The 9,743-nt window shown below is 68.4% G+C and carries 11 protein-coding genes; all 11 read left to right on the forward strand.

The genetic code is table 11. The features are described from left to right. Nucleotides 1–108 precede the first annotated feature (108 nt). On the forward strand, nucleotides 109–819 hold the full coding sequence (recO, locus tag ACTIGJ_RS02745; RefSeq protein ID WP_439638748.1) for a DNA repair protein RecO: 711 nt from the start codon (nucleotides 109–111) through the stop codon (nucleotides 817–819). 181 nt (nucleotides 820–1,000) lie between these two features. After that, nucleotides 1,001–2,479 (forward strand): hypothetical protein, encoded by a 1,479-nt coding sequence (locus tag ACTIGJ_RS02750; protein WP_439638749.1) that lies wholly within the window; start codon nucleotides 1,001–1,003, stop codon nucleotides 2,477–2,479. Between the two features lie 177 nt (nucleotides 2,480–2,656). Then, nucleotides 2,657–3,397, forward strand: coding sequence for a pyridoxine 5'-phosphate synthase (locus tag ACTIGJ_RS02755; RefSeq protein ID WP_439638750.1), 741 nt, complete (start codon nucleotides 2,657–2,659; stop codon nucleotides 3,395–3,397). 9 nt (nucleotides 3,398–3,406) lie between these two features. Further along, entirely contained in the window at nucleotides 3,407–3,817 is a 411-nt protein-coding gene (gene acpS / locus ACTIGJ_RS02760) for a holo-ACP synthase (protein ID WP_439638751.1), read from the forward strand. 9 nt (nucleotides 3,818–3,826) lie between these two features. Beyond that, nucleotides 3,827–4,717 carry a cysteine synthase CysM gene (cysM, locus tag ACTIGJ_RS02765; protein WP_439638752.1) on the forward strand — a complete coding sequence of 297 codons (891 nt, stop codon included), beginning with the start codon at nucleotides 3,827–3,829 and terminating at the stop codon, nucleotides 4,715–4,717. Continuing rightward, nucleotides 4,714–6,033 carry a 23S rRNA (uracil(1939)-C(5))-methyltransferase RlmD gene (rlmD, locus tag ACTIGJ_RS02770; RefSeq protein WP_439638753.1) on the forward strand — a complete coding sequence of 440 codons (1,320 nt, stop codon included), beginning with the start codon at nucleotides 4,714–4,716 and terminating at the stop codon, nucleotides 6,031–6,033. The genes cysM and rlmD overlap by 4 nt, the downstream gene beginning before the upstream one ends. A gap of 51 nt (nucleotides 6,034–6,084) precedes the next feature. Next, on the forward strand, nucleotides 6,085–6,585 hold the full coding sequence (locus ACTIGJ_RS02775) for a CYTH domain-containing protein (protein ID WP_439638754.1): 501 nt from the start codon (nucleotides 6,085–6,087) through the stop codon (nucleotides 6,583–6,585). 34 nt (nucleotides 6,586–6,619) lie between these two features. Further along, nucleotides 6,620–7,567: a beta-N-acetylhexosaminidase gene (nagZ, locus tag ACTIGJ_RS02780; protein WP_439638755.1), complete on the forward strand. Its 948-nt coding sequence runs from the start codon at nucleotides 6,620–6,622 to the stop codon at nucleotides 7,565–7,567. 4 nt (nucleotides 7,568–7,571) lie between these two features. Beyond that, complete coding sequence (locus ACTIGJ_RS02785; RefSeq protein WP_439638756.1) at nucleotides 7,572–8,126, forward strand: hypoxanthine-guanine phosphoribosyltransferase; 555 nt, start codon at nucleotides 7,572–7,574, stop codon at nucleotides 8,124–8,126. Between the two features lie 29 nt (nucleotides 8,127–8,155). Further along, entirely contained in the window at nucleotides 8,156–8,926 is a 771-nt protein-coding gene (locus tag ACTIGJ_RS02790) for an S-methyl-5'-thioinosine phosphorylase (protein ID WP_439638757.1), read from the forward strand. 318 nt (nucleotides 8,927–9,244) lie between these two features. Further along, nucleotides 9,245–9,743, forward strand: a 499-nt coding sequence (locus ACTIGJ_RS02795; RefSeq protein ID WP_439638758.1) for a Calx-beta domain-containing protein, incomplete at its 3' end; no start/stop codon positions are given.

Below are 9,743 nucleotides of genomic sequence, written 5' to 3' on the forward strand. Positions count from 1 at the left end.
TTGTTCGATGGCGACGATTCGCAACGCCGAGTCGCGCCGCGAGACACGGCACGGCGCTAGCGGCTTGTTGTACGCGTTGCACTAGACGTCCGGCGGCCCGACGCAGCCGTGGCCACCGCCCGCATCGAACTGCAGCCGGCCTGGCTGCTGTCGCAGAAACCCTACCGCGAAACCAGCGAACTGCTGGAAGTGCTGAGCCGCGATCACGGCCGCGTCGGCCTGGTGGCGCGGGGGCTGCGCGGCGCCCGCGCCCGGCAGCGCGGCGTGGTCGGTCCGTTTCGGCCGCTGCTGCTGTCCTGGGCCGAGAAAGGCGAACTCGGCACCTTGACCGCCGTCGAGGCCGGCGGCCCGGAAGTGCCGCTGCCCGGCGAGCAGATCTACCTCGGCTGGTATCTCAACGAGCTGCTGCTGAAGCTGCTGATCCGCCACGATCCGCATCCGGCGCTGTGGGCCGACTACGGCACCGCGATGGACCGGCTGGGGCTTGGCGTGGCAGCTGGCGAGGCAGGCCTCCGGGTGTTCGAGAAGCGCCTGCTCGAGCAGCTGGGCTACGGTCTGCCGCTCGACGAGTCGATCGATCCGCAGGCCCATTTCCAGTTCCGCCCGGATCTCGGCTTCCGGCGCTGCGATCCGGATGCGCCGGCGGCGCTGGCCGGCGCCAGCCTGCTGGCCCTGCACCGCGAAACGCTGTCGACCGCCGCCGAACGCGACGATGCCCGCCGGCTGATGCGGATGGCGCTGGAACCGCATGTGCCAAGGGCGTCGCTGCGCACCCCGGGCCTGCTGCGCGAGCTGCGGGCGCTGCGGCGACCCGCCTGATATCGCGCCAGGCCTACCGTTCATATTTCCGGGTGTACAGACGTGCGCACGCTGCGTCACGATCCGCTAGATTCACTTTTCTTCGACAACAGAGGTGGCTATGCAAGACGTGTCCGCTGTGAGCCGCGCAAGGATCGCGCCCCTGACGAATGCCGGCGGACGCCGGAGCGCGCGAGCGCTGGTGCTGGTGGCTGCGGGGCTGCTGGCCTCGGCGGCGCAAGCTGATTTCCTGTCGCCGATCCCGACCTACGGGGTCAACGGAACCGCCGTGTTCGGCGTCGGCAGCGGCTTCACGCTGCGCGACAGCGAGCCGGGCGGCATCGTCGCGGCGGCGGTCGCCGACAGCACCGGCCGGCTCTATGTGCTCTACCGCGCCGTGCCGCCGGCGGCCAGCGACAGCCATCTGTACATCGTCCGGCTCGATGCCAACGGAGCGCTGGACAGCAGCTTCACCCGCGCGGACTTCGGCCTGAGCAGCGCGTTCGACGATAACCTTGCGCTCGGCTTCGACGAGTCGCGCAGCCGCTTCTACCTGGTCACCTTGCCGCCGACCCCGACGGCCGGCTTCATCACCGTGTCCGCCCGCGATGCCGGCGGTCTGCGCGATCCGGACTTCAACGGCGGCACCGATCTGACGATCACCCCGACCAAGCTGATCGACAACCGCTTCAGCCTTGCTGCGACGGTCGACCGGACCTCCGGCCGTCTGGTGCTGGCCGGTGCCTTCCTGACCAGCAGCGAACCGGACGCGGTGCTCGGCAACCTGCAGGCCTTCACTTATGCGGTGACGCCGGCCGGCGCGCTCGACATCAGCTACAACAGCACCGGCCTGCGCGAGCCGGCGGCCCCGGTTTCCGCTTCCATCAGCTCGTCGCTGGGCTTCGGTGCGGCTTCATCTGCCACCACCGGCCGGGTGCTCAACTTCGGCAGCGGCAAGGTGTCGCCGTCGCGCTTCGTGGGTACCGTGTTCAGCGACAACATCGACGGCGTGCCGACCAGCACCTTCGGCACCGAGGGTCTCGGCGTGGTCGACATCACCGCGACGACGCCGCCCGGCGAAGGGCAGGCGAACCTCACCCAGCTGCTGTTCGGCCGCATCCTGCCGAGTGGCGTGACCCAGCTGATCGGCGTCAACGGCATCCTGCAGCTGGCCAGCCGCACCTATGTCACCGGCACCACCTCGGTGGCCGGCGTGCAGCTGACGCCGGAAGGCGTGCCCGATACCCGCTTCAAGGGCACCGGCATCTTCACCACGCCGTTCGCGATCGGCCGCGCGCCGCCGACGGTGCTGTTTGCCGACGGCAGCTTCGCCTCGGTGTTCAAGTCCAGCTCGACCGAGATCTCGGTGCTGGCGGTCGAAGGCTTCAGCGTGTTCGCCGAAGACGGCACCACCGGTGGCTCGACCACCGGCGGCACCACGACCGGCGGTTCGACCACCGGCGGCAGCACCGGTGGCGGAACGGGCGGCACCACGGGCGGTACGACCGGCGGCAGCACCACGGGGGGCAGCACCGGTGGCGCAACGACCGGCGGGACCACCACCGGCGGCGCCAGCAGCTCGGGTGGCGGCGGCGCGTTCGGCTTGTACGGGCTGGCGGGCCTGATGCTCGGCGGCCTGCTGCGTCGTCGTCGCGCGGTCGGCAGCGCACAGCGCGGCTGATCGTGGCGGTGCGAAGGCCACCGGCCTGCCGCCTTGCGGCAGGCCGGTGGCCTTCGGCTTTTCAGCGGCCTGGATAGCTGTCGTGGCAGCCAGACAGCGCAGGTGACCGGAGCGTCGGGACGGCGGGGCAGGGCCTACAATGGCCGACCTCATTTTCCTTCCCGAAGCCTGCCCTCCATGTCTGTCCTGAGACTCGGCGTCAACGTTGATCACATCGCCACGGTCCGTCAGGCCCGTGGCACGCCTTACCCCGATCCCGTGGAGGCCGCGCTGCTGGCGGCGGCCAGCGGGGCCGACAGCATCACCATTCACCTGCGTGAAGACCGTCGCCATATCCAGGATCACGATCTGGCGCGGCTGACGCCGGTCTGCCCGGTGCCGATCAATCTGGAAATGGCGGTGACGCCGGGGATGGTCGACATCGGCGTGGCGGCGCGACCGAAATACGTGTGTCTGGTGCCGGAGCGTCGCGAGGAGCGCACCACCGAGGGTGGTCTCGATGTGGCCGGCAACCTGCCGGCGGTGCGCGAGGCCTGCCGGCGGCTGGCCGAGGCGGGCTGCACCGTGGCGCTGTTCATCGCCGCCGATCCGGCGCAGCTGGCGGCGGCAAAGGCCAGCGGCGCGCCGCAGCTGGAGATCCATACCGGCCATTACGCCGACACCGACGGCGCCGAACAGGCCGCCGAGCTGGCGCGGATCACCGCCTTCGCGCGCGAAGCGCAGGTCATGGGTTTCGAGGTGCACGCCGGCCACGGCCTCAATGCCTGCAATGTCGGTCCGATTGCGGCGATCCCGGACATCGTCGAGCTGAACATCGGCCACGCGATCATTGCTCGCAGCCTGTTCATCGGCCTGCCGGCCGCGATCGCCGAAATCCGCCAGGCGATGACGGTCGCCCGCCGCGCCGCGCTGGGCTGATCCGGGCCGGTGATCTACGGCATCGGCACCGATCTGCTGCGCATCGACCGCTGCGAGGCGCTGCACGCGCGGCAGGGCGAGCGGGCGCTCGACAAGCTGCTGATGCCGGAGGAGCGCGCCGCGCTCGGCCAGGCCAAGAGCCCCGGCTACGCGATCGCCCGCGCGTTCGCGGCCAAGGAGGCCTTCGTCAAGGCGCTGGGCACCGGTTTTCACGGCGTCAGCTACCAGGATGTCGGCGCCGTGCGCGCGCCGAAGGCCCGGCCGCAGCTGATCTTCAGCGCCGCGATGCAGACCCGGCTGGCGGCGCTCGGCATCACGGCCGCCCATCTGTCGTTCACCGACGAGGCCGGGATGATCATCGCCTTCGTGGTCCTGGAGTGCGGGTCGATCCCCGCCGCGCGGGCCGGTCAGTCCCCGTAAAATGCCGGCATGAACCCGATCACGCTCCCCGACACCATCGGCAACACGCCGCTGGTGCAAGTCACCCGTCTGCCCGGCATCGGCAACAACCGCCTGTTCCTGAAGCTGGAAGGCAACAATCCGGCCGGCTCGGTCAAGGACCGTCCGGCCTATTCGATGATCCGTCGCGCCGAGGAGCGTGGCGAGATCAAGCCCGGCGATACGCTGATCGAAGCGACTTCCGGCAACACCGGCATCGCGCTGGCGATGGCGGCGGCGATGCGCGGTTTCCGCATGGTGCTGATCATGCCGGCGCACCTGTCGGTGGAGCGGCGCGCGGTGATGAAGGCCTTTGGCGCCGAGCTGATCCTGGTCAGCAAGGAAGAAGGCATGGAAGGCGCGCGCGACCTGGCGCTGCAGATGGAACAGGACGGCAAGGGCAAGGTGCTGAACCAGTTCGGCAATCCGGACAACCCGCGCGCCCACTACGAGGGCACGGCACCGGAAATCTGGACTGCGCTGAATGGCTCGCTGACCCATTTCGTCGCGACCATGGGCACCACCGGCACGATCATGGGCTGCTCCCGCTATCTCAAGGAGCAGAACCCGGCGGTGCAGGTGGTCGGCGTGCAGCCGGACGGCGAGTCGTCGATTCCCGGTATCCGCAAGTGGCCGGAGGCCTACCTGCCGACCATCTTCGACCGCAAGCGCGTCGATCGCGTCGTCGAGGTATCGACCCGCCAGGCCGAAGACACGATGCGCGATCTGGCCAAGATCGAAGGCGTGTTCTGTGGCCCGTCGTCCGGCGGCTCGGTATGGACCGCGCTGCAGCTGTGCCGGGAACTGAGCGGGGCGACGATCGCGGCCATCATCTGCGACCGTGGTGACCGCTACATCTCGACCGGCGTCTTCCCCGAGTGACCCGTCGCCGCAAGCCGCCGCCGGACACCGAGTTCAGCGCCACCGTCACCGATCTCGATCACGACGGTCGGGGCGTGGCCCGTGTCGACGGCAAGGTCACCTTCATCTTCGGTGCGCTGCCCGGCGAAACCGTGCGTTACAAGCTGCTGCGGGTGACCCGCGCGCTCGATGAGGCGGTAGCGACTGCGATCGACGTGCCGTCGCCCGATCGTGTCGAGCCGGGCTGTGCCCACTTCGGCACCTGCGGCGGCTGCTCGCTGCAGCATCTGGCACCGGCCGCGCAGGTCGCGTTCAAGCAGCAGGCGATGCTCGAGGCGCTGCGGCGCATCGGTGGCGTGACGCCCGCCGCCGTCGCCGAACCGGTGCTTGGCCCGGCCTGGGGCTATCGCCGCCGCGCCCGCATGGGTGTGAAGCTGGTCAACAAGAAGGGCGGCGTGCTGGTCGGCTTTCGCGAGCGTGACGCCAATGCGCTGGCGGTGCTGGAGCGCTGCGAAGTGGTCGACGCCCGGCTGGGCGAGCGGCTGCGCAAAATCGGCGCGCTGTTCGAATCCTTGAGCATTGCCGACCAGATCCCGCAGATCGAGGTGTCTGCGGCCGAGCACGTGGCGGTCACCATCCGCGTGCTGACCCTGCCCAGCGAGGACGATCGCGCCAAGCTGCTGGCCTTCGCGGCCGAGCACGATTTCGACTTCTACCTGCAGCCCGGCGGTCCGGATTCCCTGGTGCCGCTGGCCGAGGTGCGACCGCTGGACTACTCGCCGGATGGCAGCGCTCTGCGGCTGAATTTCCTGCCGGCCGATTTCATCCAGATCAATGCCGAGGTCAGCCAGCGCATGGTGGGTCAGGCGCTCGAATGGTTGGCGCCGGCGGCTGGCGATGCGGTGCTGGAACTGTTCGCCGGCCTCGGCAACTTCACCTTGCCGATCGCCGCCCGCGGCGCGCAGGTGACGGCGGTGGAAGGCGAGGCCGGGCTGGTCGCACGCGGTCTGACCAACCTGCAGCGCAACGGTTACGACGGCCGCTTCCTGAAAGCCGATCTGTTCAAGCCGGACCCGAAGGCGGACTGGCTGAAGACCCGCTACGACCTCGCGCTGATCGACCCGCCGCGCAGTGGCGCCAAGGAAATCCTGCCGCTGCTGGCCGCGACCCGGGCGCGCCGCATCGTCTATGTTTCCTGCCATCCGGGCACGCTGGCGCGCGATGCCGGCGAACTGGTCAATACCCACGGCTACCGCCTGGCGCGGGTCGGGGTGCTGGACATGTTCCCGCACACGACCCACGTCGAGTCGATGGCACTCTTTGAACGCGCCGCGTGAGTCACCGCCGCCCGCTCCCCGATTTCCCCCTATGAACCGAAGACGTGATCCATGGCAATTGAAATCGAGCGCAAGTTTCTGGTCGTCGGCGACGACTGGCGCGGCCAGGCGACCCGCCGCGTGCCGATGCGGCAGGGCTATCTGACCGAGGACAACGGCCGAAGCTCGATCCGCGTGCGTCTGCAGGGTGTCGAGGCGCGCCTGAACATCAAGGCGGCAGTGGTCGGCCGCGCACGAGCCGAGTACGACTACGAAGTGCCGGTCAAGGACGCCCACAAGATCCTCGACACGCTATGCGTCGGGCTGGTCGACAAGGTGCGCCACTACATTGACGTGACCGGCCCGGACGGCCAGCCGCTGACCTGGGAAATCGACGAGTTCGCTGGCGCCAACGCCGGCCTGGTGGTCGCCGAGATCGAACTGAAGGCCGCCGACCAGGCGATCGACAGCCCCGCCTGGCTGGGCCTGGAAGTGACCGACGACCGGCGCTATTACAATCACAGCCTTGCGCTGCACCCGTGGCGAGACTGGCCCGAAAACGAGCCGACGTGACGCCGCTTCCCTCACAGCACCCCCACGCGCCCGCATGACCCTGGGACCGATCATGGCCGACGTTGCCGGCCTGGCTCTGACTGCCGAAGACCGCGAAGTGCTGGCCCACCCGCTGGTCGGTGGCGTGATCCTGTTCGCCCGCAACTACTCGGACCCCGAGCAGCTGCGCGCGCTGTGCAATGAGCTGCTGGCGATCAAGTCGCCGCGGCTGCTGATCGCGGTCGACCACGAGGGCGGCCGGGTGCAGCGCTTCCGGGTCGGCTTCACGCGGATTCCGGCGATGGGCACGCTCGGCCGGCTGCATGAAGAATCCGGCCTGCGGGCGGTCGAGGAGGCGCGGCAGCACGGCGAAACCATCGGCCGCGAGCTGGCCGGCTTCGGCATCGACCTGTGCTTCGCGCCGGTGCTCGATCGCGACTGCGGCGTGTCGACGGTGATCGGCGATCGCGCGTTCGCGGCCGATCCGCAGCTGATCATCAAGCTGTCGCGCGCCTTCCGCTCCGGTCTCAATGCCGCCGGCCTGAAAGCCACCGGTAAGCATTTCCCGGGACACGGGGCGGTGGCCGCCGATTCGCACCTGGAACTGCCGATCGATCGCCGGCCGTTCGCCGACATCGAGCGCCAGGACCTGGTGCCGTTCAAGGCCTTGATCGATGACGGCATCGAAAGCCTGATGCTGGCCCATGTCCGCTACTGCGCCTACGACGAGATTCCGGCCTCGTTCTCCCGCAAGTGGATTCGCGGTCTGCTGCGCAGCCAGTACAAGTACAACGGCGCGGTGTTCTGCGACGACCTGTGCATGAAGGGCGCCGTGGTGGTGGGTGACATCGTCGAGCGCGCGCGGGTGGCGATCACCGCCGGCTGCGACATGCTGCCGGTCTGCAACGACCGCAGCGAAGTGGTGAAGCTGCTCGACGCGCTGCCGGTCAAGCAGCGGCGACTTTCCAGCGCCCGCCTGAAGGCGCTCTACCGGACGGTCTGAGCCGATGTCCCTCGATACCGCAGATGCCCTGAACGTGCTCGCCCAGGCCGACTGCCTGCACGACGAGGCCGAGGTAGCCGCCGCCTACGACAAGCTGGCCGCCGAGATCACCGCCGAGTACGCAGATCGTGCACCGCTGATTCTTTGCGTGATGAACGGCGGCCTGATCCCGACCGCTGAAATCACCCGCCGGCTGCGCTTCCCGTTCCAGATGGACTACCTGCACGCCACTCGCTACCGCGGGGCCACGACCGGCGGTGGCCTGATCTGGAAGCGCCAGCCGCCGGCGATCCTCGAGGGCCGCCATGTGCTGGTGATCGACGACATCCTCGACGAAGGCCATACCCTGGTGGCGATCCGCAAGGCGCTGGCCGAGTTCGCGCCGTTGAGCCTGAAGGTCGCTGTGCTGGCCGAGAAACTGCACGACCGTCGCGCCGCTGGCGCCCACGCGGAGTTCATCGGCTTGAGCGTGATCGATCGCTACGTCTTCGGCTGCGGCATGGATTACCACGAGTGCTGGCGGCAACTGCCGGCGATCTACGCACTGCGCGGCGCCTGATTTCCCAACGACATTCCCGGACGTATTTCATGACTACCGCTGCCCGCAAGCCCGCCAAGGTCGCCGTCATCGGCGGTACCGGCATGAACCAGTGGCCGGGCCTGGACGTCATCGATTCGGTGCTGGCCGATACGCCTTACGGCGCGCCGTCGGCGCCGCTGGTGCATGGCACGGTGGCGGGTGTCGAGGCGATCTTCCTGGCCCGCCACGGCGAGGGCCACAAGCTGCCGCCGCATGCGATCAACTACCGGGCCAACCTCTGGGCGCTGAAGCAGGCGGGTGTCGAGCAGGTCATCGCCATCGGTGCCGTCGGCGCCATCGCCGGCTGGTTTGCACCTGGCGCGCTGGCCATCCCGCACGATCTGATCGACTACACCTGGGGCCGGGAGCACACCTATTTCGACGGCCGGCCCGGCAGTGGCCTGAAGCACATCGAGTTCAATCAGCCGTACGCCCCGGCGGTCCGCCGGGCGCTGATCGAGGCGGCCCGTGCTGCCAATGTCGAGGCCCGCGACGGTGGCGTCATGGCCGTCACCCAGGGGCCGCGCCTGGAGTCCCCCGGCGAGATTCGCCGGCTCAAGCAGGACGGCTGCGACATGGTCGGCATGACCAGCATGCCGGAAGCGGCACTGGCTGCCGAACTGGACCTGCCATATGCCTGCGTTGCCGTCAGCGTCAACTGGGCGCCTGGCATCGGCAGCGGCGACATCCACGGCCAGATCGAGCACTGGCTGGCCCTGAGCATGGCCAAGGTACGGGCGATTCTCGAACGGGCACTGCCGGTGCTCGGAGCGGACTGACGGCGCCACGCGCAGCGTTCAGGCGCGACCGCTCAAGGTTTTCCGTCGGCGGCCGCTACCCACTTCCAAACCCTGGGTCAGCACCGCGAAGTCATCCGCTCCGGCTGGCAGCAGCGGGGTTCAGACGCGCTGTTTTGGCGCATTGCGGACCTGAATCACGCTGGCAACCGAACTTGCCCGTTTTTGCGCCTTCGGCTTGTCGAAAAAACAGGCCAGATTTACGATTAATTGACGTTAATAGTCCACCATTGAGACTTGACTCAGATCGGGGTGTTTGCCCCCTATCTGCCCACTCGTCGTCCGCCACCGAGTGCCGTAATGAAGTTCAGCAAGTTCCTCGCAGGTCGCTCATTCGTCCAGTTCGCTTTCATCGCCTTGCTGATGGCGAGCGGCCTGGTTCCAGTTACCGCTCAGGCACAAGCCGCGCTGACGGTGAGCATTGCGGACGCGTCGACGCAGGAAGGGAACAGCGGGACGAAGAACCTGCCGTTTACGGTGACGCTGAGTCGTGCGGCGACGGTGACGGTGACGGTTCGTGCGACGACGTCGAACGGGACGGCGACGAGCGGCACGGACTACAACGGCGGCGCGCTGACGGTGACGTTTGCGCCTGGCGAGACGAGCAAGATCGGCAACGTCGGCATTCGTGGCGATACCGATTTCGAGGCTGACGAAACCTTCTTCGTGACGCTAAGCAACCCGACTGGCGGCGCTGTGCTGGGCCGCGCGCAGGCGACCGGCACGATTCTGAACGACGACGTTGGCACGGACACGACCCCTGACGGGTTCAGTTTTGCGCCGGTGACGGGCGCGGCGT

The sequence above is a fragment of the Nevskia sp. genome (assembly GCF_051860985.1).
Classification (GTDB): Bacteria; Pseudomonadota; Gammaproteobacteria; order Nevskiales; family Nevskiaceae; genus Nevskia.

What these genes read in the sequence shown, in the direction of transcription:
- nagZ (WP_439638755.1), top strand. Translation starts at nt 6,620, where the DNA reads ATGACCCTGGGACCGATCATGGCCGACGTTGCCGGCCTGGCTCTGACT.
- ACTIGJ_RS02785 (WP_439638756.1), top strand. Translation starts at nt 7,572, where the DNA reads ATGTCCCTCGATACCGCAGATGCCCTGAACGTGCTCGCCCAGGCCGAC.
- ACTIGJ_RS02755 (WP_439638750.1), top strand. Translation starts at nt 2,657, where the DNA reads ATGTCTGTCCTGAGACTCGGCGTCAACGTTGATCACATCGCCACGGTC.
- cysM (WP_439638752.1), top strand. Translation starts at nt 3,827, where the DNA reads ATGAACCCGATCACGCTCCCCGACACCATCGGCAACACGCCGCTGGTG.
- ACTIGJ_RS02790 (WP_439638757.1), top strand. Translation starts at nt 8,156, where the DNA reads ATGACTACCGCTGCCCGCAAGCCCGCCAAGGTCGCCGTCATCGGCGGT.
- ACTIGJ_RS02775 (WP_439638754.1), top strand. Translation starts at nt 6,085, where the DNA reads ATGGCAATTGAAATCGAGCGCAAGTTTCTGGTCGTCGGCGACGACTGG.